General features: G+C 38.6%; 27 protein-coding genes. 24 read left to right on the top strand and 3 right to left on the bottom strand.

Annotated elements, in window-relative coordinates:
* Nucleotides 1-423 precede the first annotated feature (423 nt).
* The 8 genes from MWU84_RS10735 to MWU84_RS10700 all read left to right on the top strand — a co-directional run bounded on the left by MWU84_RS10735 (nt 424) and on the right by MWU84_RS10700 (nt 7435).
* A complete protein-coding gene (locus MWU84_RS10735; protein ID WP_246901480.1) occupies nt 424-2076 on the top strand; it encodes a hypothetical protein in 1653 nt (550 codons plus the stop codon).
* 138 nt (nt 2077-2214) lie between these two features.
* The gene (locus MWU84_RS10730; protein WP_246901479.1) at nt 2215-3066 is read left to right on the top strand and encodes a helix-turn-helix domain-containing protein; all 852 of its coding nucleotides are present in this window, start codon (nt 2215-2217) and stop codon (nt 3064-3066) included.
* Between the two features lie 95 nt (nt 3067-3161).
* Nucleotides 3162-3827: a hypothetical protein gene (locus MWU84_RS10725; RefSeq protein ID WP_246901478.1), complete on the top strand. Its 666-nt coding sequence runs from the start codon at nt 3162-3164 to the stop codon at nt 3825-3827.
* Between the two features lie 110 nt (nt 3828-3937).
* A complete protein-coding gene (locus MWU84_RS10720) occupies nt 3938-4546 on the top strand; it encodes a short chain dehydrogenase (RefSeq protein WP_246901477.1) in 609 nt (202 codons plus the stop codon).
* A gap of 10 nt (nt 4547-4556) precedes the next feature.
* The gene (locus MWU84_RS10715) at nt 4557-4778 is read left to right on the top strand and encodes a hypothetical protein (RefSeq protein ID WP_246901476.1); all 222 of its coding nucleotides are present in this window, start codon (nt 4557-4559) and stop codon (nt 4776-4778) included.
* Nucleotides 4765-5787: an NAD(P)/FAD-dependent oxidoreductase gene (locus MWU84_RS10710; protein ID WP_246901475.1), complete on the top strand. Its 1023-nt coding sequence runs from the start codon at nt 4765-4767 to the stop codon at nt 5785-5787. The genes MWU84_RS10715 and MWU84_RS10710 overlap by 14 nt, the downstream gene beginning before the upstream one ends.
* Nucleotides 5788-6266: 479 nt before the next feature.
* On the top strand, nt 6267-6770 hold the full coding sequence (locus MWU84_RS10705; RefSeq protein ID WP_246901474.1) for a GNAT family N-acetyltransferase: 504 nt from the start codon (nt 6267-6269) through the stop codon (nt 6768-6770).
* Nucleotides 6771-6877: 107 nt separating this feature from the next.
* A complete protein-coding gene (locus MWU84_RS10700) occupies nt 6878-7435 on the top strand; it encodes a DUF1572 family protein (protein ID WP_246901473.1) in 558 nt (185 codons plus the stop codon).
* Between the two features lie 84 nt (nt 7436-7519).
* Here the strand turns inward: MWU84_RS10700 and MWU84_RS10695 are convergent, their stop codons facing one another.
* Together MWU84_RS10695 and MWU84_RS10690 are read right to left on the bottom strand one after the other, a co-directional pair.
* On the bottom strand, nt 7520-8080 hold the full coding sequence (locus MWU84_RS10695; protein ID WP_246901472.1) for a hypothetical protein: 561 nt from the start codon (nt 8078-8080) through the stop codon (nt 7520-7522).
* 26 nt (nt 8081-8106) lie between these two features.
* On the bottom strand, nt 8107-8799 hold the full coding sequence (locus tag MWU84_RS10690; protein ID WP_246901471.1) for a DUF4386 domain-containing protein: 693 nt from the start codon (nt 8797-8799) through the stop codon (nt 8107-8109).
* A 153-nt stretch (nt 8800-8952) separates the two neighbouring features.
* On the opposite strand from MWU84_RS10690, the gene MWU84_RS10685 reads away from it, so the two are divergent.
* From MWU84_RS10685 to MWU84_RS10645, 9 genes are all read left to right on the top strand, one after another.
* Nucleotides 8953-9531, top strand: a complete 579-nt coding sequence (locus MWU84_RS10685) for a Crp/Fnr family transcriptional regulator (RefSeq protein ID WP_246901470.1) — start codon at nt 8953-8955, stop codon at nt 9529-9531.
* A gap of 70 nt (nt 9532-9601) precedes the next feature.
* Nucleotides 9602-10582 carry a cyclase family protein gene (locus tag MWU84_RS10680; protein WP_246901469.1) on the top strand — a complete coding sequence of 327 codons (981 nt, stop codon included), beginning with the start codon at nt 9602-9604 and terminating at the stop codon, nt 10580-10582.
* 4 nt (nt 10583-10586) lie between these two features.
* The gene (locus MWU84_RS10675) at nt 10587-11033 is read left to right on the top strand and encodes a DMT family transporter (protein WP_246901468.1); all 447 of its coding nucleotides are present in this window, start codon (nt 10587-10589) and stop codon (nt 11031-11033) included.
* A 4-nt stretch (nt 11034-11037) separates the two neighbouring features.
* A complete protein-coding gene (locus tag MWU84_RS10670) occupies nt 11038-11754 on the top strand; it encodes a GNAT family N-acetyltransferase (protein ID WP_246901467.1) in 717 nt (238 codons plus the stop codon).
* Between the two features lie 10 nt (nt 11755-11764).
* Entirely contained in the window at nt 11765-12394 is a 630-nt protein-coding gene (locus tag MWU84_RS10665) for an NAD(P)H-dependent oxidoreductase (RefSeq protein WP_246901466.1), read from the top strand.
* A gap of 144 nt (nt 12395-12538) precedes the next feature.
* On the top strand, nt 12539-12889 hold the full coding sequence (locus MWU84_RS10660; protein WP_246901465.1) for a 5-carboxymethyl-2-hydroxymuconate Delta-isomerase: 351 nt from the start codon (nt 12539-12541) through the stop codon (nt 12887-12889).
* 218 nt (nt 12890-13107) lie between these two features.
* Complete coding sequence (locus MWU84_RS10655; RefSeq protein WP_246901464.1) at nt 13108-14331, top strand: MFS transporter; 1224 nt, start codon at nt 13108-13110, stop codon at nt 14329-14331.
* 81 nt (nt 14332-14412) lie between these two features.
* Entirely contained in the window at nt 14413-14871 is a 459-nt protein-coding gene (locus MWU84_RS10650; protein ID WP_246901463.1) for a GNAT family N-acetyltransferase, read from the top strand.
* A 190-nt stretch (nt 14872-15061) separates the two neighbouring features.
* Nucleotides 15062-16075, top strand: coding sequence for a hypothetical protein (locus MWU84_RS10645; RefSeq protein ID WP_246901462.1), 1014 nt, complete (start codon nt 15062-15064; stop codon nt 16073-16075).
* 277 nt (nt 16076-16352) lie between these two features.
* Here MWU84_RS10645 and MWU84_RS10640 read toward each other — a convergent pair whose 3' ends face one another.
* Nucleotides 16353-16676, bottom strand: a complete 324-nt coding sequence (locus tag MWU84_RS10640) for a hypothetical protein (protein WP_246901461.1) — start codon at nt 16674-16676, stop codon at nt 16353-16355.
* Nucleotides 16677-16883: 207 nt separating this feature from the next.
* On the opposite strand from MWU84_RS10640, the gene MWU84_RS10635 reads away from it, so the two are divergent.
* The 7 genes from MWU84_RS10635 (at nt 16884) to MWU84_RS10605 (ending at nt 25328) form a co-directional block, all read left to right on the top strand.
* Nucleotides 16884-18053, top strand: coding sequence for a Gfo/Idh/MocA family oxidoreductase (locus MWU84_RS10635; protein ID WP_246901460.1), 1170 nt, complete (start codon nt 16884-16886; stop codon nt 18051-18053).
* A gap of 40 nt (nt 18054-18093) precedes the next feature.
* Nucleotides 18094-18495, top strand: a complete 402-nt coding sequence (locus tag MWU84_RS10630; RefSeq protein ID WP_246901459.1) for an ACT domain-containing protein — start codon at nt 18094-18096, stop codon at nt 18493-18495.
* Between the two features lie 260 nt (nt 18496-18755).
* Nucleotides 18756-19868: a glycoside hydrolase family 88 protein gene (locus tag MWU84_RS10625; protein ID WP_246901458.1), complete on the top strand. Its 1113-nt coding sequence runs from the start codon at nt 18756-18758 to the stop codon at nt 19866-19868.
* Between the two features lie 125 nt (nt 19869-19993).
* The gene (locus MWU84_RS10620; RefSeq protein ID WP_246901457.1) at nt 19994-21109 is read left to right on the top strand and encodes a DUF2914 domain-containing protein; all 1116 of its coding nucleotides are present in this window, start codon (nt 19994-19996) and stop codon (nt 21107-21109) included.
* Nucleotides 21110-21376: 267 nt separating this feature from the next.
* Nucleotides 21377-22048: a VOC family protein gene (locus tag MWU84_RS10615; RefSeq protein WP_246901456.1), complete on the top strand. Its 672-nt coding sequence runs from the start codon at nt 21377-21379 to the stop codon at nt 22046-22048.
* An 80-nt stretch (nt 22049-22128) separates the two neighbouring features.
* Nucleotides 22129-22938 (top strand): amidohydrolase family protein, encoded by an 810-nt coding sequence (locus tag MWU84_RS10610; RefSeq protein WP_246901455.1) that lies wholly within the window; start codon nt 22129-22131, stop codon nt 22936-22938.
* A gap of 212 nt (nt 22939-23150) precedes the next feature.
* Complete coding sequence (locus tag MWU84_RS10605) at nt 23151-25328, top strand: amino acid permease (RefSeq protein ID WP_246901454.1); 2178 nt, start codon at nt 23151-23153, stop codon at nt 25326-25328.
* The last annotated feature ends 206 nt before the right edge of the window (nt 25329-25534 follow it).

Here is a 25534-nt window from a genome sequence, read left to right as displayed (position 1 = left end):
GAGTATATAAACCTAAATTTTTTTTATAATTGTAAGATCTTTCAAAGTGGCGCAATTTGACCGAAAATGGTGGCGTCATAACTCCGAAATAGCCAATATAAGCAAAATTAAAGGTAATCATAAAACGAGCGTACAAATTCATTGCAATAACGCCTATTACAAATTTCATCTGTAGTTAACCAAAAATCCTAATTAGAAATTTAATGGATTTTGGGCAGAAACACTCAAGGACAATCAGGAATTGGCGGATTGGCACCGGCTAAATCCTATACAAAACCAAGACGGGTAAATCAAGTTTTTTACCTTCCCCTACCATTTATCCATTGTCTTTTGAAATGTTTTTTGCCCTAATAGCAGAAACTTGACCATTTTTGATGAAATTTACGAATAAACCAAAAATCCACCGTCCAACCACAAGCCTAAATGATGAAATTTTACTTCCTATTAATCTTCCTCCTGTCCTTTTTACATCCTATACATGGCCAGACGGCATTTACGCCAGAAAATATAGTTATCACTTCCAAGAAGAAAAAAAAACCAATATTCACGGATAAAAACGGGGTGCTACATGTGAATGTCCCTCCAAAGGATGTTCTCAATTTTAAAGCTCTTGGATTAGTACGTTATAGTGACTTTGGTGCTAAGGGAGATGGCAAAACAGATGATATGGATGCCATAGCCGCAGCCCATGCGTTTGCCAATAAGCACCACCTTTTGGTAAGGGCAGACGAGGGGTACACCTACTATATTGGAGGAAAAGAGCGCACTGCAATTATTGGAACCGATACCGATTTTGGCTCGGCGGCCTTTATTATAGACGACACCAAAGTCCAAAACAGAAGTGCTTCCATTTTCATTGTTGCTTCCAGCCACGAAGCGTTTAAACTGGAAGGAATAACTTCTCTTAGGAATAATCAGAAAAAAATCGACATTTCCCTCCCATCATCCTGTCTTATTACTGTAAGTAATTCCCACCAAAAACACTACATCCGTTTCGGGCTCAACCAAGACAATGGATCTAAGCAAACAGATATCTTCGTAGTTGACAAAAACGGCAATGTGGATATGGATGCTCCAATAATCTGGGACTTTGATCAAATTACCGAGGTAACCGCCCTACCCCTGGACGAGACCAAACTCAACATCACCGGAGGACAATTTACCAGCATAGCCAATAGCGCTGAATCCAAATACACTTATTACAGTCGAAATATAGCCATAAGGCGCTCCAATGTCGTCGTGGACGGACTGGTTCACCGCATTACCGGTGAAGGAGAACATGGAGCTCCCTACGGTGGCTTTATCACTATAAGTAACTGTGCCTACGTAACCGTGAAGAACTCAATCCTAACCGGACACAAAACCTACAGTACAATAGGTTCGGCCGGGAAGTCCGTATCCATGGGCTCCTACGATCTTCAGGTAAACCGTGCCCTAAATGTATCCTTTGTGAACTGTAGTCAGACCAATGATATGGAAGACAGAACATATTGGGGAATAATGAGTTCCAACTACTCCAAGAATCTAGTTTATGACAATTGCAGCCTTTCCCGATTTGATGCCCACAAAGGGGTTGCCAATGCCACCATTCGTAACTCCAATTTGGGACATATGGGCATCAATGCCATTGGTTGCGGACTATTAACCGTTGAAAACAGCACCATCCGTGGAAGAAACCTCGTAAATCTTCGCTCCGATTACGGAAGTACATGGCAGGGTGAAATCGTTATTCGTAACTGTGTTTTTTCGCCTGCCGAAGTAAGTCCGACCGACCTTAGCCTAATTGGCGGTTCCAATTCTGGGCAGCATGATTTTGGCTACACCTGTTATTTACCGGAAAAGATTACCATTGAAAACCTAATTATTGAAGATTACGATCATCCTGAAGGTTACCAAGGGCCTGCCTTGTTCAAAGATTTCAATAAAGAAATGACCAACAATACCTATCAAGAGAAGTTTCCCTATATCACAACTAGTCAGGTCTTACTAAAGAACGTGACCACTACAAGCGGTAAGGAATTGAGAATTAGCAATAATATGTTCATGTTTAAAGACGTAAAAGTAAGCACCGATTAAGCTATTTGCTATTGGCATAAATCAGAATTACCCTAATCGACATATAAGGGATATAGCGTAACTTTATATATACCCAATATTGGGCAGCTAATGCAACTTAGCCCAGAACCCTAACAAGGAAAAAATGATAAACACCGTATGGAAAAAATCCCCGTCAGACATTTAAAAGATTCTTTTTTTGAAGACCGATTTAGCATAAAAGCCATTGAACCTTTAGTAATAAATGGGGCTATGATTCATGAACTTCATCGGCACGACTTCTATTTTATCTTGTTTATCAGAACTGGTATGGGTGACCACGAAATAGATTTTATTAAGTATAAGGTGGACAACTACTCTGTTTTTTTTATCCGTCCCGGGCAAGTTCATCAATTAAAGCTAGAACAAGGTACTACCGGGTTTATGCTTCAATTTGCTTCTGACTTTTATGCCCCCCGTGACAACGTTTCCAATATGGTATTACGTAAGGTTAGCCATAAAAATCATTGCCATTTAAGTACAGAACGATTTGAAAGGATTTATTTGCAATTACAGGCCATTTTCCTAGAATTCACCCAAAAACAAGACCGATACAAAGAAGTTGTTAAAGCTAGTTTAGACATTATTTTCATAGAATTAGTGCGTGAAAGTAACAACCCAAATAACATTGTCAACAAAGCCAAACTATATGCCCAAGAACGTTTGGAAGAATTACAATACCTACTGGAAAAAAACATTCGCACCAAAAAGCAAGTAAGCGAATACGCTAAAATGTTGAGTATAACCCCTTATCAACTGAACGCCATTACAAAGGCAACGCTTGAAAAAACCGGTTCGGAGCTTATCAATGAACATATTATTTTAGAGGCCAAGCGGATGCTAATTGGCACAGGTAATCAAGTAAATCAAGTAGCCGATATGCTGGGCTACGATGATACTTCCTATTTTATACGCTTTTTCAAAAAGCAAACGGGGCTAACTCCCGAGGCATTTCGACAAAATTTTAAGTAAGTCCTATTCAACTTGAAATCTGTCCTATAAGACAGGCTTTTCTCCTAGATACTTTTGCGGTGTTATTTTTTTTATCACCACAAAAAAGTATCTACATGAAAAAGATTCATTTCATATCAATTTTAATCAGTGCTGCATTCAGCACACAAAATTTACAAGCCCAAGACTCCACATACAATTACAAACCCAAATCAATTTCTGTTGAAGAAATGATTGGCGACAAACGTCAATTTTTGCAGCTTTTGGTAAACAAGGTTTTTGTAGATAAGAAAAAAATTGGCTTGCTGTCCGTTTCGTCATACACTGCCGATTACGAAGACAATCTCGGCAACAATGAATTTCAAAACACAACACTTATTTATCATCACTTATTCAAAGGAATCAGTATAAATTCCGGTACAAGTTTTACTTCCATAGAAGGTCTCCAAAACTTTGCTGGCTTACAATACGTCCATCAGAGCAAAACGCTTTCACTAATGTACATGCCCAGTTATTATTTTATCAACAGTCACAAGATTTCCAATTTTGCACTCATAGAATATAAGCCTATCATAAATGAGAATTGGTCCGTTTATTCACGCCTACAATTTTATTACAGCCATAATCTAGAAAATGGAAGTCATTTCCGAAGCTATGCCTATAGCCGTTTGGGCTTAACGTATAAGTACTTCAGTTTTGGATTTGCTCACAATTATGACCTCTATAGTGAAATGAAATTTACCAAAAACAATTATGGCGTATTTCTAAAATTGACTTTATAATCAGCTTGAACAAAAATTTTAAAACAGTCCTATTGAACTAACCAAATGTCCTATCAGATAGCTGTTACGTCAATGTAATTTTATACCACAATAATTAAAACATCAATAAAATGAATACACAAAAAAGAATTATCATAGTAGGCGCATCAGGTACAATGGGTCATTTTATTGCCAATTCGCTAGAAAAAGAAAACCATGAAATAATTAGAGCGAGTAGAACTTCAGCCGATATAAAGGTAGACACAGCTTCTACCAAATCAATAAAAGATATGTTTGAAAAAGTTGGTTCTTTTGATGCCCTGATTTCAACTGCCGGCCCCACATACGTAGGTCCTTGGAAAAATCTAAATGACCAAACTTTCAGAACTGGAATTGAAGGGAAAATGATGGGACAAATCAATTTGGTACTCATCGGTCAGCATTACATTAAACCCAAAGGTTCCTTTACTTTAATCTCAGGGGCACTGACCTACGAGCCACAATTACATTTTGCCAATGCCTCGGCCGCAAACGGAGCTGTTGAAGCATTTGTACGGGCAGCGGCCATTGAACTGGAGAGCGGTATTCGAATCAATGCAGTAAGCCCAACTGTCATTGAAAATTCTCCGCAATATTTTCCATATTTCCCTGGTGAAACTCCTACAACAATGAAACAGTTGGAATATGGCTTCAAGAAAAGTTTGTTTGGATCCGTAACAGGACAAATAATAAAACCATAAAATAATAGAAATGACTACAAAAGCAAAAATCATACAGGCAATTAAGGTATGGATAGTGATTTATCCCTCCATTACAATATTTAATGTTTTGCTTGGAAGCTATTTAACCAACCTTCCCTTGTATATAAAAACACTTTCATTAACAATAGTGCTGGTTCCATGGATGGTATTTGTAGGCCTACCATTGGTAAATAAAATACTGCAAAGAATATCCAAAAATGAAAAACCTTAACAGGAAAAACTTCATTAAACAAAGTGGGCTTATGCTAACAGCATTTGCCCTTCCTATTACTATCAACTTAGTATTAAATAAAAATGAAATGACAAATAAAAAGCACTTTGATGTAATCATTATAGGAGGGAGTTATTCAGGACTTGCAGCTGCAATGACACTAGGCAGGGCTTTAAGAAAAGTACTGATTATCGATAGCGGGGAACCTTGTAATAGGCAAACCCCACATTCACATAACTTTTTGACGCAAGACGGAAAAACACCTCAAGAAATTACAATCCTTGCAAAGCAACAGCTGTCAAAGTATAACACAGTTGAATTTTTAAATGATTTGGCAACAAATGCAAGTAAAACTGAAAATGGTTTTGAAATGCAAACATCAACTGGAAAAAAACTCACTGCAAACAAGTTGATTTTCGCAACGGGAATTAAAGATGAAATGTCCAATATCAAAGGTTTTTCCGAGTGTTGGGGAATTTCGGTTTTACACTGTCCTTATTGCCATGGATACGAAGTAAAAACCGAAACAACAGGAATTTTGGGCAATGGAGAATATGGATTTGAATTTTCTAAGCTTATTTCAAATTGGACAAAGGATTTGACATTATTTACAAATGGAAAATCAACATTGACTGCCGAACAAACAGCAAACCTTGAAAGTCATCACATTAAAATAGTAGAAAAAGAAATTGAAGAATTAGAACACAGCAATGGACATCTTCAAAATATCATATTTACAGACGGCTCGAAGAAAATGGTTAGGGCCATTTACACTCGGCTGCCATTCGAGCAAAATTGCCAGATACCTGAACAATTAGGCTGTGAACTTACCAAAGACGGCTACATTAATATTGATACTTCCCACCAAACGAGAATCAAAGGCGTTTTTGCATGTGGCGATAACGTAACCCGCCTGCGAACAGTCGCAAACGCAGTAGCAATGGGAACAACGACAGCAATGATGGTAAACAAAGAACTGATTGAGGAAAAATTCATTTATAATAAATAAATAATTTGAATTCAAAACTTTCAAACCACAATGACTTCGTATAATTAGAAAATAATTAGATGGCACTACCTTACAAGTCAGCTTTTTGTACGGGCTGTAAATCCGGATGGATTGGATTTTCACGGTGTAGTGGCTGTCCCCTTTGATACAGAACATGAAAATGGACCAACAGATGAAGGTGGGCAAAGATACTACAACTACATTTGGATAGTTAAAGACGCTAAATAAATCGCAATTACCATATTCAACTTATGAGGTATAGTGTAACTTGTAATCAAATCCAATTATAATTGGGGAAGGAATTCCTCTGTTTGTAGACATCAAGGACAAAATAAAACTGGAACTAGTGAGTACCCTACTATTTACTTACGGATCAACAGAACTGAATTATACGGTTGATAGACAACATTAACATATCGCTTAGCGCCAAGTTAATAGAATCCATGGCACCAAGTAACCTCAATTAAACCCAGGTATCAATGAGCAAAATCAATACGCCTCCTTATTTAAATTTTCCCCGTGTTTCTAATTTCAATATATCGTTACGACAGATTCGGGATTCAGACATTAATGACATTATAGACATTTCATTTTATGACGCTACCCAGGCCACATCTTTACAACAGGCGATTGTAATGAATTCAAAGATCAATAAAGATTATGAGGATGGCAACTCCATTCATTGGGGGATTTTTGACAACAGAACCAACAAAATTGTGGGGACTTGCGGTTACTATCGTGGCCTTGACAAAGGGGAAGGAGAACTAGGTTGCGTGCTATTGCCCCATTACCGTGGACAAGGTTTTATGACCTCAGCCATGTTATTGGCCATAGATTTTGGAATAAATAACATTGGTTTAAAACGAATTTGGGCCATAACAAGCCAAGAAAACAAAAAGGCAATACAACTGCTGGAACGACTTGAATTTACCAGAATTAGAGATTTGGATGATAATGATGTGGAATTTGAATTAATAAGGTGATCAACAATGCGAAGGGAAGAGAGCCCCGACGGCTTAAAGTAATTCCTTCAAAGCGTCACTAATTAAAAAGAATTCTTAATTTAAGCCATAACCAGAATAGATCCTATATGGAAGCAGAATATCTAAATAGTATTAAAAAACAGTTCCAATACTATAAATCCCTTGGTGAAAGAACTTTTGACCAGTTGGATGAAAGAGATTTTTTTTGGCAGTACAATGATGAATCCAATTCAATTGCTGTAATCGTAAATCACCTATCGGGAAATATGAAATCTAGATGGACTGATTTTCTAACCGCTGACGGAGAAAAGGAATGGAGAAATAGAGATCAGGAATTTGAACCTTTTATCAAAACCAAGGAGGATCTACTAACAAAGTGGAATGACGGTTGGGCCTGCCTCTATGAGGCACTTAATTCGGTCAACGAGAGTAATTTTGATGCCGTGATTTATATTAGAAATCAGTCTCACTCTATTCTTGAGGCCTTTAATAGACAATTGGGCCATTATTCCTACCATATAGGGCAAATTGTTTATATAGGCCGCATGATCAAAGGACGTGAATGGAAAAGCCTTACGATTGCCAAAGGAGAATCAAATAATTTTAATAAAACCAAATTCTCAAAAGGAAAACATGGGGGACATTTTAAAGATGATATTAAATAAATTTCAACTTGAACCCCAAGGACCAATTTGAGATTACATCCGTAAAACTAACCCATCTTGGTTGACCCTTGAATTTTTAGAAACTTAGTCCAACACACCTCTCATACTGGTGTTTTTATTCCTGTAATATAAAATAATAAGAGTTGCCACGTATATAATAACAATGGCCAAGGGTATTGTAACGAACCTTAAATCCGGAAATACATACCACAAAACAACTATACAGATTGTTCTAACTACAGCATGGGCAATGCCGATCCAATGCTTTATAATCCAAGAAAAAGGCAGCCACATGGTTCCGGTCAATATCCCCACGGATAAAGGCAAGGAGGTATAATCAATCAAGAAAAACGGAATTGCAATGGCGTAGGCCATAACCGCCTGGGCAACAGAAAAGAGGAATAGATCATCGAACACATTTTTAGCTTTGTTCTTGTCCAAAAAATTCTCACCAGTGAATTTCGATATAAACAATGCCAGGTATACAATACTACCAGTTGCTATAAAAAGTACCCATACGGTAACCCTATCGGAGAGGAAAATGCCTGATATGGCTACCAATAACCAGGCTATTAAACCCGATAAAGGTGTTGCTAAAAACGGTCCTTTTGAAAATTCAAGTCGTTGTTGTTCCAATGTTTTCATTCCCCCAAAATTAATTAATTTTAGGTTTATTCCGTCTTTTCAAATTTCATACTTCCCTCCTTTTTCAACCCCTTCACCAAGAGCCAAATAGTAAATGATAGCTCCCCTATTACGCCCGTCATTACCACACCCGCTTCAAAATAAGATTGGTATTGGTCATAATTTTCAAACGTTAATTTTGCGATGCCATCAATGAGATAACCCACTGCAGCAAGTATTAACAACAACCCAATAATTTTTGGAATAATGGTCGACTTCAGGCCCAAAAATCCAAGGACAAATAAATGTAACCCAAAGATTAAAAGTCCTATGGTCCATATGACGTCAAAACCCGACAATAATTGCATAATTTCCTGTTCCATGCCTGTGCCCATATCTGCATTATGGGTTAATTGGTAGGCCTTCCACAATTTGGATAAGGCTATACCGAAAAAAATAGCATGCAGTAGTCGGAACAAAGAAGCTACATAAGATAAATACCTACTAACGGATTTTGTCAAATAAAAAAGTGACCAGACCAATACAATATCAAATAACAACATCACTAGGAATCCTAACAGGCCATACCCGAACTGAGAGTGCCCATTGACCAAATTTGTAAGGGTCAGTGCAGGGGCATTCATATCCACTAGACTTTCAAGGATAGAAAAATTGGCATAAAAACCAGAAATAAAAATCATTACATAGGCTATTCCAGAAATTTTTGCGATTCGTTTCATCGTAAAAGGTTTTATATTTCTTTGCTAAACTATTGGCTTCAAAATTAAAATTCATTAATCTACATTAAGAAAAAATGACTACACCTTGTGTCAATTAAGAATTTTATCGAATTTTAAACATAAAAAATATTTGTATAATCCAAGCTGTAAACAATGTATGACCTCCTCATTGGAAATATTAAGGAATTGGTCCCTATTACAGAAGATGAATCCAAACTGATCCACAAATCTTTTGAAACTGTCCATCTCAAAAAGAAACAATTTTTACTTCAAAGTGGGGAGTACTCCAATCATATGCGCTTTATTTCCCAGGGGTGTCTAAAATTGTACAGCATAGATGAATTGGGTGCAGAACATATTCTACAGTTTGGAATAAGTGGCTGGTGGCTAAACGACCTGTATGCCTATCTCACCCAAAAACCCGCAACTTTCTTCATTCAGGCCATAACAGATAGCATCGTGATACAAATCCATAGGGATAAATTAAATGAACTCTTTGATAAAATCCATATGATGGATCGGTTTTTCCGTATCAAAACACAAAATGGCTATGTGGCGTTAATGGAAAGAACGATCAATAATATGAGTCAGTCTGCCGAACAGCGATATCTGGAATTTATTAGTCGCTACCGCGACATAGAACAACAGATTCCACAATACATGCTAGCTTCCTATTTGGGTGTAAGTCCCGAACATCTGAGCACCATCCGAAAAAATATTAGGGATCAATAGCGTTCTTAAGATACCTTAATGGAATTGGGCTCCATGGTTTCAATATTTGTACAAACAAAATATTTAAACCATGAAAAGAACAAACATTTTAATTGCAGTTCTCCTCTTCCTACAGCTCCAGGCGAGAGGGCAACAACAAGAAACAGTTGGAACAAGTCCTTGGGGACCACAAGATGAAATTGGCGCCCTTAACATGATGACCGAGGCTTCAAAGCTTCAGGTATTGTCCAAAATAACCTCAGGTAAGTCCTATGACCTCAGTGTAAATTACTTTGTAGGGATGCCCAGCTTTCATTCCCTGGGAGACCCGGGATATCAGTATTGGCTTACACATACCCCGCAGGGTACCGTAGTGGACAACCCCAATGGTCTGGGAAAAGGGATGAACAAAAAAGTTAGTTATACCGGAGATGCCATCTCCATGTATACCCATATGGGAACCCATATAGACGCCCTGAACCATTTTGGTCTACATGGAAAAATCTGGAACGGCTTTAGCCACGAAGAGTACCTTGGGGACAAGGGCTGGAAGAAAACCGGGGCAGAATCCATTCCTCCCATTATTGCCAGAGGGGTACTCTTGGACGTTGCACATGCTAAAGGACCACTTCCCAAAAACTATCGCATCACATCACAAGATCTACAGCTCACCTTGGAAAAACAAGGCATAAAGCTGAAAAGCGGGGACGTTGTCCTAATTAGGACCGGCCAAGCCAAATTTTATGAAAATGCCTCACAGTACCTAGATAACTATCCGGGTATAAGCTTGGATGCGGTTAAGTGGCTGGTCGAAGACCAAAGAATTATGCTCTTAGGGGCCGATAATCTTAGTTTTGAAGCATTCCCACCAGAGCGGGAAGACAACTGGGTACCTGTACATACCTACTTACTTGCCGAAAAAGGAGTAATGTTCATAGAGCAGCTATTCTTGGAAGACTTGTCAAAAGATAAACAATACGAATTTGCTTTCATTGCGGCTTCCCTTAAATTAAAGGGTGCAAGCGGATCCCCCCTTAGACCCATAGCTATCCCGATCAATACTAAAAAATAAGGCTATGAACAATTCATCACTATTACTTCTCTCATTTTCGGTAGGAATTATGGTCGTAATCCAGGGCGGAATAAACGCTCGACTTGGGGTACTTTTAAACAACACCTTATTGGCTACCTCAGCGGCCTTGGTCATGAGCGCCAGTTTTACCCTGCTCGCCGTTTTCATGACTGTCCGTGAACTTCCCAGCTTGGACCAATTACAGTTGATCCCCACCTATATGTGGTTTACTGGAGGTGCCATTAGTTTCTTGGCAGTAACACTCTTCTATTACATAATACCCCGCATTGGTATCTCTACTGCCGTGATTTTTGGACTGAGCGGTCAAATAATATTTGCGGCAATAGCAGGGCATTTTGGTTGGTTCGGAATGCCAGTTGAACCTATTACCCTCAAGAAAGTTTTAGGGATGATGGTGATGACCTTAGGAATAATACTGATAAAATATTAATGATATGGATTTGAACAGAGAAAACATCAGCAACCTAACTAGCCTTTGGCGCCTTGCAGGACAGGCCGACGGCCAATATTACAACAATGAAGACTACGCCATCAGTTCAGTGGCGGAATCACAATGGCCAAACAAACTATGGTTTCATAGGTCTCCGACAGAAAAGCTACTAAAGGTAGCCCTTACGGAATATAATTGTGATGGCATTACAATTCCACTCTGGCAGCCCGATGTCCCGGAAGAAATTTTAGAGCTCAATGGCTTTACATTAAAAAATGAATTGACCGGTATGTCAATACGTCTCAATGACATCCATGATCAATCGCCAAGGCTTGATTTCCATAAGGTAACCGACGCCAGCTCTGCTGCACTTTGGTCCAGCCTCTTTCTGCAAGCTTTTGGATATTGGATAAAACCGAGTACAGTTGTACTTACTATGGACCGGGTAAACTATCTCATAGGGACCCATGGGTCCCAGGCTATTGGAACTGCCGTTTTATATAGGGATACCCCCAAAATTGCCGGTATTCATTCCATAGGTGTGGTACCAGACCACAGGCGAAAGGGATATGCTGCAGACCTACTAAATCATACCTTGTATTTGGCCAAGCAACACGGGGCTAGCCACGCCACCCTTCAGGCCTCATCAATGGCAAAGGACCTTTACCTAAAAACAGGATTTCAAGAAGATTTCCTACTTAAAAATTTTGTAAAACATTAAAACAGATAAAATGAACCTAATAGACAATCTCAATTGGCGATATGCCACAAAAGTTTTTGACCCGAATAAAAAGGTTAGTAATCAAGACCTAGAATTTCTTAAAGAAGCCATAAGGCTATCCGTTTCTTCCTACGGCCTACAGCTCTATAAAGTATTGATCATTGAAAATGATGAAATTAGGGCAGCACTCCGAAAAGCCTCTTGGGACCAAAAGCAAATCACGGACGCATCACAACTATTCGTTTTTTGTAATTATACCCTCGATTACGATCGGCATGTAGACGATTACATACAACGGATTATTAGCACACAGGGCACAGCTTCCGATGATGTAAAACAGTACGGGGAATTTATAAAAACAAGCATTGACAAAATGCCGGCGGCGGAACGAAAAAGCTGGTCCGAAAAGCAAACTTATCTGGCCATGAACAATCTACTGTTGGCCTGTGCGGAATTGAAGATTGATGCCTGCCCCATGGAAGGATTTGACAACCAGGCCTACAATCAAATATTGGGATTGGATGAACTGGGACTCAATGCAGCGGTTATTGCACCAGTGGGCTATAGATCTGCCGCCGATAAAACACAGCAGAGAAAAAAAATAAGAAAGACCAAGGAGGAATTGTTTAAGACTGCCTAGGTATTGGTTAAAAAAATAGGAGTACTCACTTGAACCGCTTAGAAGAAATGATAATTCTTTTGGAACAAATAGTACTCCTTATAAAACAATACATTTTTACTTTTTGCGAGCATCTTTGCTACAGAAACAAAATAAAATAGACATATGCCACACTTTGTAATAGATTGCTCAGAAAACATTATTAATTTCAAAACTCCGAAAGAAATTATTCAAAAGGTATATGATACCGCCGAGTCTACAGAACTTTTTGACAAAGGGGATATTAAGGTTAGAATAAACCCCTATAAATTCTATACCATAGGAAATACCTCGGACGACTTCATTCACATTTTTGCCAATATAATGGAGGGACGGAGCACAGCCCAAAAAAGTAACTTATCAAAAAATATAATTGAAGCATTGAAACCAATGTTTCCCGAAGTTCCCATTATTTCTATAAACATTCGGGATTTTGAAAAAGCAACCTATTGCAATAAATCTATCTTGAAGGTATAAATTGGAACAAGATGATCGTAAAAAACGCCAAAGCGGATGATTTGTAGCCTATCCCCTTTTTTGGAAAATAATTTGTAACAAAAAAACCCAATTTATTACCAATTCAAAATAGACCCTTATTGCAGCCAAGTTTTAGACAGATTTCTTTTTCAACTTTGCCATCAATCATTGCGGTCTAAAAGGGTATATCTGTAAGGAATAGATAATAAATGATTAAAATGAGAAAACTACTCTTCAATTATATTAACACTTTTGGTGGCTTATCCAAAGAAGTTTGGTGGTTGGCATTGATTACGCTTATCAATAGGGCCGGTACCATGGTAGTCCCCTTTTTGTCACTGTATCTCACCAAAAGTTTGGGCTTTACACTTTCCGATGTCGGATGGATAATGGCATTTTTCGGATTGGGATCTGTAGTCGGTTCTTGGGTAGGAGGAAAACTTACCGATAAGATAGGTTATTATAAGGTAATGGTATTAAGCCTATTGGCCTCAGGAATGTTTTTTATCATCCTACAGTATATTACCACCTTCGTTGGGTTTTGCATGGGCGTATTTGTATTAATGGTGCTGGCCGATATGTTTCGTCCGGCCATGTTTGTAGCAATAAGCGCCTATAGCAAACCGGAAAATAGGACCCGCTCCATCACCTTGATCAGATTGGCCATTAATTTAGGTTTTTCCGCAGGACCGGCATTGGGAGGCCTAATTATATTAGCCTTAAGTTATGGTGGGCTATTTTGGGCAGACGGTATTACTTGTTGTATTGCCGGTATATTATTGTTGAATATTCTAAACCCTAGAAAAGCAAAAACAATTGATCAACAAAAAGTTGCAAATCCGACTCCCGCCTATGCAGACAGGGCATATTTGATTCTCCTGGTTGGGATGGCACTTTTTGGGTTGGCTTTTTTTCAATTATTATCTACCCTTCCCCTATTCTATAGAGATATTCATCAATTAACGGAAGCAGAAATCGGCCTGCTACTAGGTTTAAACGGATTCCTCATTTTTATTTTTGAAATGCCTTTGATAAAATGGCTTGAAAGCAGTAAAAATAGTATGTCCAAACTTGTTTTGATAGGCGTGCTTCTAACCGCAATGAGCTTTATTGCGATTAATCTGATGGGATGGATAGGTATGTTGGTGATTGGAATGATTTTAATGACCGTAGGGGAAATGATCGTATTTCCTTTTTCAAATTCCTTGGCCTTGAACAGGTCTATAAAGGGAAACCAAGGGCAGTATATGGCATATTATTCCATATCCTTTTCTGTAGCACATATTTTTGGCCACAGTATTGGAATGAATTTAGTGGACAAATTGGGGTTTAATGCTACCTGGTATATCATTACATTAATAGCGCTATTGAGCGCTGTATGTATGCTTTTGGTAATGGGCATATTAAAAAATGAAAAACCTTTGGTTACAGAATCTCATTAAGCTTTTGAAGGATCTTATTAGTAATATTTATTAGGATCAAGATCCAATGCCCAACAGCCGTCAGAAGTATATCAAAAACAAGTGACGTATTTGGAAATCGAAATAACAGGTTTTAATGAAAATCATCGGGAGAGGCTTGCTCAAATTTATTTAGAGGTTCGTCAGACCAACTTTAGTTGGTTGGATCCGGAATCCCTTATACCCTCATCCTTTGATCAGGACACTGAAGGCGAATTCATTTTGGTTGCTAAAGTGGACTATAAAATTGTGGGATTTGTTTCGGTTTGGTCCAAGGATAACTTTATTCATCATTTGTACATCTCCAATCATTTTCAAAATAAAGGCATTGGATCACGGTTATTGAACAGCGTAATTAACAGAGCTAATTCCGATCTTACGCTAAAGTGTCTCATAAAAAACAGATCGGCCCTAAATTTCTATTTAAAACAAGGATGGAAACCAGTATCCGAAGGCCTTTCCAATGAGGGGGAGTACATTTTATTTAAGTACCTCATCCCAAATTCAGGAGAATACCCCTAGGCGGTAGTTTTTAATAATAATGGATCCTGGAAACCTAAGGTTTAATTCGGGGAATACTAATTGAATGCTATAGGATAGTACGCATGATACCAATAGCATGAAGCGTTTTCCAAACTTATTATTATTTGTATATTTATCAGGTAACCAATCTATTAACCGAGATTTTAAATCTAAGCAACCTAAATTTAAAATGTGGAAAAGCAATTACTGTATTAGGATTTTGTTCCTAGGCGCTATCTTTATTTTTACAACTTCCTTTAACCAATTAATACCAGAACATTCGGAAAAGCGGGGCAAGTCCACACAAACTTTGGTATTTAATACCGATGGTTTGTACAACGCGGAGTTCTACGATTATATTTTCAGGGGACATTTTGAAAATATTGATACCACGCGCGAGGATGTGGAATTCCTCATGATTTTTGAACAATATTTGAGAGCTTTTGGCAGGCAGTGCCCTAGCTACCTTCCGGCTAACAAGGTTGAGATTATGGAACAGGTATGCGCAGTGGAAGAGGTTTCCAAAAATATATATGGCGATGTGCTTAGTAGGACCTGTGTGGAATATAAGTGGGTTGGCACTGGCCTATTTGCTCGTCCTGACTTATATAACGCCAAAATAGAAGTTGAGAATATGCATAGGGCGGATGCCCTTCAGACCACAATGGAAATGATATTGGACCCAAATGCTATGGGCAATTCTGTTGATTTGATGCATAAGTCCAAAGGTCTAAAAAATGATATGCTCCAAATTTTTAAGCTAAATTCCTGTAATAGTCCCGGTGTTCAACGATTTGAAGAGAATCTAAAATTATTTGCTTTGAACAAACCCTCTATCCGTATGGAGGGCAGCAGTAAATATGCCACCATGAAAAAATTCGGAGGGCCTACGGGTGCACAGGATTACAACAAGTTGATAGATGACCTCGTGGCCAACCAATCCCAAACCTGGTCGTTTAATCGTTATTCTCACGGGAGTATTTCAGCGGTTTCCATACTGTCCAATGATAGCGAAGGAAGACCTAAATCTTTAAAAGCCAACTATAGTTATACCGGATTTGGCAGTAGTAGTCAAGGCTGGGTGAAAATCGACTTTAACAATGGCCTGCCCCACTGTATTTATTTCTTCGACTTCCCAAATAACTGTAAAACTCCCAACAGTAGTATTGTAACCTCTTATGCAAAGGGCGATTATGGTAGATAGTCCTTAAAAACTAATATTCATACCCTGGAAAATTTAATCCATTATAATGACTTTTCCCAAATCCATCATATATCCTTCCAATTTGAGTTGTATCACTTAATTTTACATACTGCTAATGTGGCACCTCATATCCTACTATGTAAGAGCTTAAAAGGCAACGTGCACTCGTTTTCCCTACTTTCCATTCTTGGCATAAAACAAACTTAACAGCAAATTAAAAAGGATAATCAGCCTCATATATCTATTTATCGTTTTCTATCGTTGTCTCATTTTGAAATTAAACACCTAAACATGCTCCGAAATCTGGACAGATACGAGGTAAAATAATCCAAACATGAATAAAAAATAGAACAATAAAAAGAAGCCCTATTAACAAGGCATGACTAATATACACTTCGTCCCCTGTCGGTTTAATTTTTGGCCACATCAAACCAAAACTTCCTGTAACGAATAATAAAAAAGGGACACCGGAGAAAAAAATAAGGAAGGGCAGACCAAATTGGTCCTTCAAAGTACCATAAAAAACAAATCCTATTACGATCGATAGGATTATTAAAATCCAGTAAATTTTTTTAGTTGTACTCTTGTTAATTTTAGACATAATATTCAATTTTTGAATTACTGCAATCTAAAAGTATCCAATACTCGGGTTCTTTTAAATGATAAATATCATAGCGCCAATAACAGGGCTGAATTTCTTATTGATAGAACTACAAACTACCCCTAAATGGGAACGGATTGACCTTTCTTTAAAATTTGCAAAATTTTCTTATTATATTACTATTAATTTAAGTTAAAAATCAATCATATGGAATCCAATAGACGCAAATTTATTAGTCAATCCTTCGCTTCGATAGCCGGAATAGCCACCACTGCCATGATTCCATCCCAACTTTTTGGCCAAAGCTTACATAATACTTCAAGACCTGAAGAAATTATTTTACCGCCCAACAAACCTTTGGGCAACAAAGAATCCATTAGGTTTTCTGTAATAGGGTTAAACCATGGCCATATTTATGGTATGGTAGATTCTCTAATCAACGGTGGAGGCATTATGGTAGCCGTTTTTGCCAAAGAGCCGGAATTGTTGCAGCAATTCACCAAGCGCTACCCAAACGTTAAAATCGCAAAAAGCGAGAAAGAAATTATTGAGGACAATTCTATTCAACTAGTGGCCAGCGCAGCCATTCCAATAGAAAGGGCTCCGATAGGAGTTCGGGTTATGAAGTCAGGAAAGGATTATATGACGGACAAGCCCGGCATTCTTACCTTGGAACAGTTTACAGAAGTAAAAAATGTACAAAAGGAGACGAAGCGAATTTATTCCATAGTCTATAGTGAACGTTTAGGCAATCCGGCCTCTGTAAAAGCCGGGGAATTGGTAAGTGCAGGAGCCATTGGAAAAGTGGTCCAGACCATCGGACTTGGACCGCACCGAATGCGACCAGAATCACGTCCCGACTGGTTTTTTGATCCCAATAAGGCCGGGGGCATTTTATGTGACATTGGCTCCCACCAATGTGACCAATTTTTATTTTACACCAACTCCAAACAGGCAGATGTCAATTTTTCCCAAATTGGAAATTTTAATAATTCAGAAGTTCCCAAATATCAGGATTTTGGAGATATGAGCGTAAGAAGTTCCCATGCTACCGGCTACATTAGAATCGATTGGTTTACACCAGACGGACTGGATACTTGGGGAGATGGGCGTACCTTCATACTGGGGACGGAAGGGTATATAGAAATGCGAAAGTATATCGATATTGCCGGTCGTGAAGGGGGCAATCACCTATTCTTGGTAAACCAAAAAGAAACAAAATATTTTGATTGTTCCAATATCTATATGCCCTATGGCCAACAGCTTGTCCACGATGTGGTGCACCGTACCGAAACGGCAATGTCACAAGACCATTGTTTCCTAGCTACTGAATTGGCTTTGACCGCTCAAAAAATGGCCCACAAACTTAATGTATAAGCTAAATAATTTTGCAGAGCCAATAAAAAAACAGAATTAAATGAGGGGTGAAACAGAACTATCCAAACTAATAAATGAAATGTCCCCTAAATTGAACCAAGGGAAATACGTCTTTTCTACTGTGGAAAACTTGGATGATATAGACCGAAAAGATACCATTTGTGAATTCAAGGAAAAAGAAGGAACCACTGTAATAGTAGAAAAAAACAAAGCGGACGAATTAAAGCTCTCTTACCAATATGTAGCTTCTTGGATTACCTTAAGGATCCATTCCTCACTGGAGTCAGTAGGCCTCACCGCTATGTTTTCATCAGAACTGGCCAAAAATAATATAAGCTGTAATGTTATAGCCGGTTATTATCACGACCATATTTTTGTGGACACCAAGGACTCGGAAAAAGCCATCTCGGTTTTATTGGCCCTATCAAATAGGTCCAAGTAACAGGAACAACAGCATCCATCCCTATTTTTTAGCAAAATTGGTAAGACCAAACATTCCAATCCCTAATTACATCTTTATTACAATAACACCATAATATTCACTTAATTAAAAAGATTTTAACCGAATATTTATTATTATTGAAGAATGTTATCAGTATAAATGGTTTTCCAAAAAATATCCAAAGTGAATGGAAGTTTTGTTTTCAAAATCCTTTAGTGCTATAACTCGCCAATAATCAACTATAAAAAATTATCCAATCAATGATCAGATCAACCATTTTTAAAGCGTTTCTACTATTTGCCATTAGCTCCCTTTCCCAAGCCCAGGAAATAAAACCTAGCGAAGTTATAAATGTCATGGAAAAAGTGGCCGACTGGCAGATAGATAATTACGAGGGTCTGTACAGCGGACATGAAAAGCCTCACCACCCATTGGACTGGACCAACGGCGCCTTGTATGTAGGCATGGTGAAATGGGCAGCCATGGCAGAAAATGACAAATATTATGAGTGGCTCAAAGATATTGGTGAAAAACATGATTGGCAATTACACCGCAGAAAATACCATGCCGATGATCATACCGTAGGTCAGTTATATATTGATCTATATAGAAAGTATCAGGACGATAAAATGATAGAGCCCACCAAAGAGCAGTTCAATTTTATTATGTATCATCCTGCTCAAACTTCCCTGAAATGGAAATCGCCTTATCACCAGAGCCGTTGGAACTGGTGCGATGCCCTATTCATGTCTCCCCCGGTTTGGGCAAAACTTTATAACTTGACGGGAGAAAAAAAGTATCTTGACTTTATGATGACCGAATTTAAGGCTACCACCGATTTCTTATTCGACAAGAAGGAAAATCTTTATTATAGGGACGAAAGCTATATGGGCAAATTGGACAACGGCACTAAAATATTCTGGGCAAGGGGCAACGGATGGGTTTTTGCAGGCCTCGTTAATGTTATGAACGAATTGGATCCTCAGAGTAAAGAGTATAAATACTTTCTTAATATCTATAAGAAAATGGCAGACAAACTGCTGAAAATTCAAAGTCCGGAAGGCCATTGGGCCATGAGCCTATTGGGCCAAAAATTCTACCCTACCCCAGAGACCAGTGGCACCTCATTTAATGTTTACGGTTTGGCATGGGGTATAAACCAAGGCATCTTGGATAAAGCAACTTTTGGTCCAGCCGTACAAAAGGGATGGAACGCCCTGGTTGGCCATGTTACCCCTGAAGGTATGCTAGGTTATGTTCAGCCTATTGGTGCTGCCCCTGGAAAGGCTTGGGCCGATAAGACCGAAGTCTATGGTACAGGAGCTTTTTTAAGCGCCGGTTCCGAAGTTTACAAACTGTACGGGGGGCAATAAGGCCATCCCTATTATCCCATAGAATTTAATCTTTGGATCACCATAACGTACTTGGAGCAAAAAAGTATTGATAAGGGTCATCCCAATAGCTTCCTTTGCTCTAGTTTTAGGTCCTTACCAATGAGATGAAAAGACGCCTAGTACAGTTTAGAAATAGCCGATTACGGCGATTTATAAGAAAACATGAAAAATATGCCCCCATCCTATTTTTCATCGGCGGATTTATTTTTGACACCCTAACACTGGGACGTATAGATAGACTATATGATCTTACGGTACTGTGTCTGCATATGACTTCCTTAACCATTGTGCTTTACCTCTATAATTTAGCTGATGACGGTAAATGGAAAAATACCATACTTGAAAGATTTGAAGAATATTACCCATTGGCCATCCAATTTTTTTTTGGTGGACTTTCCAGTGCCTATGTCGTGTATTTCTCGCGCAGTGTGTCCATGTCCAAAACAGTATTCTTCCTGATCATCCTTCTCGGTCTGCTGTTTGCCAATGAAATTTTAAAAAAAAGAATATCCAATAAATACTTACAGTTTAGTGTATATTTTTTTATCAGTTTCACCTTCTTCACTTTTATGGTTCCTGTATTCATCAAGGAAATGAGTCCCAATATTTTTGTGATATCGGGTGCAGTTAGTCTATGCTGTACATTAACGCTCATTACACTTATATATAGGTCAAGTCCCACAAGCAGGACCGAGATACATTTAGGGAAGCTAATAGGACTCGTAATGTCCATCTACCTATTGATCAATATATTCTACTTTTTTAGGCTAATTCCACCTGTCCCCCTTGCCTTGAACAACGGGATAGTAGCTCACAGTGTTAGGGTGGAGAACAACAATTATATGGTTGCCTACGAAACGGATGAATGGTATATCTTTTGGCGAAAGCACAGGTTAAAATTCATTCAACAAACTAATGATGACGTTTATGTTTTCTCCTCCATATTTGCTCCGACCGATTTTAAAAAATCGGTATTTCATCGCTGGAAATGGTACAACGACAAGACGTTTGAGTGGGAAATAATAGAAGATATTGGCTACGACATAAAAGGTGGCAGGGATGGCGGTTATCGCGGTTATACCTATAAAAACAATGTAGTGGACGGATTGTGGAAAGTGGAGGTTTTAACTGATGAAAAGTTGGTATTGGGTGTTATCGATTTTGAAATAATAACCAGTAATCACATAAAACCACAAAGAGTTATCCACAAAATATTCTAATCCTATTGGCATGACCCAAAGTGACAGAATAGGCGAGGCAATTGAAATTGATTTTTGACCATAATTTTAAGGGGTCCTTAGACAAGCTATTAAGAACGAAGTAAACTGGCAAGCGAATACAGCTATAGACGCTGCCATTGATGCCCGCCATCTCCTACTCCCAAACGCCCATGATCTGCCTCCGGTATATTAAAGATTTATTATCTTCGAGGAATACAAGAACAGTGAATTATAATATTCCATAACCAGCTACTTCCATAATTTGTCATGAAGATCCAGGAATTAACATTATACACTTCAAAACTTAGGGAGCAAGCTGCGTTTTATGCCGAGGTATTGGAATTGAAGACTCTGGCACAATCCGAAAAAAGTGTTTCCTTCCAAATCGGAAATTCAACACTTCGCTTTGAAGAAAAGATTGATGCAACACCCTATCATTTTGCCATAAACATCCCTGCCAATAAGGAGCATGAAGCATTAACATGGTTAAAGTCCAAACTTGAAATCCTAAAGGACGGTGAGGACCAAATAATAAATTTTACCGCTTGGAATGCCAAAGCCATATATTTCTATGACAAGGACAAAAACATCGTAGAACTTATTTCAAGGAGAAATCTCAATAATCGAACGGATCAAAATTTTGGACCCGATCAATTCCTGGAAATATCTGAAATTGGAGTCCCAACAAAAGATGTCAAAACTGTTTATGACAGCTTAAAGCAAGTAATGGGCATTGAAATTTACGACGGTGCATTTGGAAACTTCTGTGCCGTTGGCGATGAGAACGGACTGTTTATATGTATTAATATGGACCGGAAAGATTGGTACCCTACAAATGACAAAGCCTACTCTTCCGATTTTAAATTGAATTTATTGGAGAAAGGAAATCACTTTTACATTGAATTCAAAAATGGAGAAATAAAAGTTATAGCCCCTTGATTAATTTACTCAACATATAAACTTTAATACGATTTGTAAGAATGCTTAAATATTTTTAATAATAAACCAATACATCAGCTATGATAATAGACGTCCATACCCATATTAACAACTACCACGAAGATCGAGTTGTCTCTTTGGAAGATTGCCTTAATCTACTTACAGATAAGATGCAGGAAAATAAAGTGGACTATTCCTTGGTCCTAACTTCCTACAAAGTAAATGAGCATAGACCAAGCACCCAACAGGCGGTGGAGGCTATTAGTGGCAGGGATAACTTGGGCGTAGTAGCAGGTATCAGCTTTTTGAACTACAATCATAGGGACCTTAGGGAAATTAGCGAATATCTGGATGAAGGCCTAATAAAGGGGTTAAAACTGTACCCAGGCTATGAACCCTTCTACCCCAATGACAATAGATTAAAGGTGGTCTATGACATGGCAGTGGAATATGACGTCCCGGTAATGTTTCATTCGGGGGATACCTATTCCCCTACCGGGAGGATCAAATATTCCCATCCTATTCACATAGACGATGTGGCTGTGGACAATCCGAATATGAAAATAGTGATCTGCCATGTGGGCAACCCTTGGATCAAAGACTGCATGGAGGTAGTTTATAAAAACAATAATGTTTATAGCGATATTTCCGGCCTAGTATTGGGAGATTTTTCTTATAAATTTGAAAAGTATATGAAAAATGAATTGGAAGAAATGATCACCTATGCCGGCAATCCGCAATATCTTCTATACGGTACGGACTGGCCCATTTCCAATATGCATTCCTATCTCAACTTTATGAAACAATTGGATCTGCCTGAAGAAAAAAAAGAGCTCATCCTGTGGAAGAACGCTGCCGAACTTTTTAAGATAGATGTATCCAAACTTTAAGGAACACCCTATCGCCTTAAGATAAATCAATGTCTAGACTTTGCAATCCGTACATTTAAGCCAATGGAGAAAAATCCCATCAAAAACTACCTCCCATCAAAATGTTAAATTCAAACCGCGGAATTTGTGCCAAATCAAAAATAAATAAGTAACTTATAGGTAGGTAAATGCTTTAATCTAATTCATTTCAGCCCTTTTAATAGAATATAGGTATGACCAAGAAAACCTTTGGGACCTTTGCTGGGGTCTTTACACCAACCACCTTAACCATCTTGGGCGTCATTATGTACATAAGGCAGCCTTGGGTGGTGGGCAATGCTGGCGTCATGGGTGCCTTGGGCATAGTTTTATTGTCGGTCGCCATTACCTTGACCACAGCACTTAGCCTATCTTCCATTACCACCAATATCAGGATTGGCAGTGGAGGGGCCTTTAGTTTAATTTCACAATCCTTGGGCCTGGAAATTGGAGGGGCCATAGGTATTCCCTTTTATTTTGCCCAATCCATAGCCGTTGCCATGTACATTTTCGGATTTAGGGAAGGTTTACAAACATTGACCCCTGACATTAATCCCTTGTTTTTGGACTTGGTAATTTTTGCCGTGGTCATGGCCATTGCTTTTATCAGCACGAGTTTTGCCTTTAAAATTCAATTTGTCATTTTGGGAATCATCGTTTTGTCCCTGGTCTCCATCTACGGCGCCCTGTTTGTAAATGAGTTGGATTTTAATATTCAATGGATAGGGGAATACCCGGGATCTATCGAAAATAATTTTAGCGGTTCCTCCTTTTGGACTGTTTTTGCAGTTTTTTTCCCAGCGGTTACCGGGGTTATGGCAGGGGCAAACATGTCCGGGGACCTCACCAACCCTAGAAAGAGCATCCCACTAGGAACCATTTCATCTGTAATCCTAACCACAATAATTTATATCAGCTTGATATTCCTGGCGGCGGTGATTGCCACCCCAGATGAATTGGCTAAAAATTACAATATATTCATAGACAAATCCCTTTTCGGGCCTATTGTCCTTGCGGGCCTATTAGGCGCTACACTTTCCTCTGCCCTTGGGTCATTTGTTGGTGCCCCACGGATACTATTGGCTTTGGGAGAAAAAAACATACTGCCCAAGAGCAAGGAACTCGCCAAAAAATCCAAAAAGGGAGAGCCGGTCAATGCCATGTTAATCACAGCAGGATTAGTGCTATTTGGTATTTCGCTTCGAAATTTAAATACCATTGCCCCTTTGCTCACCATGTTCTTTATGATTACCTATGCCATGGTAAATATAGTGGCCCTAGTAGAACAAACCTTGGGATTGCCCAGTTATAGGCCAACCTTAAAAATTCCTATAATTATACCCGCAATTGGCGCCTTTGGTTCCATAGCCATTATGTTTGTACTGAATGTGATCGTAGCCCTATTTTCCTTGATCTTCATAGTGATATTCTATCTATATCTGGTTAAAATGAACATTAAATCGGCTGCGGGCGACTCTAGAAGTGGACTGTTTACGGCCTTGGCAGAGTGGGCTACCAAGAAGACAAACAGCCTTCGGCAAGAAAGGGAAGTAAGATCATGGCGCCCGGATTTGTTGATTCCGGTAACTATGCCCAAGGAACTTAGAAGTTCTTTTAAACTTATACATTCCATTATTTACCCCAAGGGTTCCGTAAAGATCTTGGCCCTCAGAAATGAAAATGAGACCGAGCAAAGAAACATGGAAATTTTCCTTAGAAATGCTGTTAAGAAATTTAAGGAGAGTGATCTGTCCGTTTCCTATTCGGTAATAGATAACACAGATTTCAACACCACCGTAAATGTAAGTATGCAATCCCTAAATGCTGCATTCTTTAAACCCAATATCATTTTTGTGAGTATAGACCCCGCAACGTCCAATTTATCATATTACAACAAACTAATAGCAGACACCAAGAAGAATAATTTTGGAATGGTTATTTATATCCCCTTTGCCACGGCAAGTCTGGCCATTGAAAAAAGCATCAATTTATGGATGACCGATATCCCTGCAGATTGGAAAGAGACTTTTAGCGTTAGAAACAATAACCTGTCCTCCCTGACATCACTTTTAATTTGCCGAAATTGGAAAGGCAATATAGACGTGCATATTCTTAACAATGACCCCAAATTGGTATTTGGTGAAAAGGATATAGAAGATTTAAAGACCATGGTCCGATTTCCAAAGCACACTACCATAAAAACGCATCAGGGCAAACTATTGGAAAATGTTGTAAGGGAGAAAAATGCGGACGTCAATATTTTTAATATTGAGCCAGGGGTATCTATTGATGATATGGTCAGAATTGTAAACGAATCCCGAATATCGGCCGTTTTTTGTTCCGATTCGGATTTTGAAAATGTATTAGTCTAAAGAATGGGATGAAATATTCTCGAACTGTCTGCAGTACATACCTATGTGCGTCAAAATAACAACCAAGAAACAATCCTTAATAGCAGTCAAAACACAGAGTTGGGAAAGACCAAAATTGGATATTGCAGCCCCAAGTTGTTGCCATACCCCCGAGGTATAAGCAAGCTCTTTAAAGCTATTGGCAACCCCGCAACTATTTAAAAGTG

It is taken from the genome of Arenibacter sp. F20364 (genome assembly GCF_023015905.1).
Taxonomy (GTDB): Bacteria; Bacteroidota; Bacteroidia; order Flavobacteriales; family Flavobacteriaceae; genus Arenibacter.
This window is presented reverse-complemented; position numbering and strand designations above follow the sequence as displayed.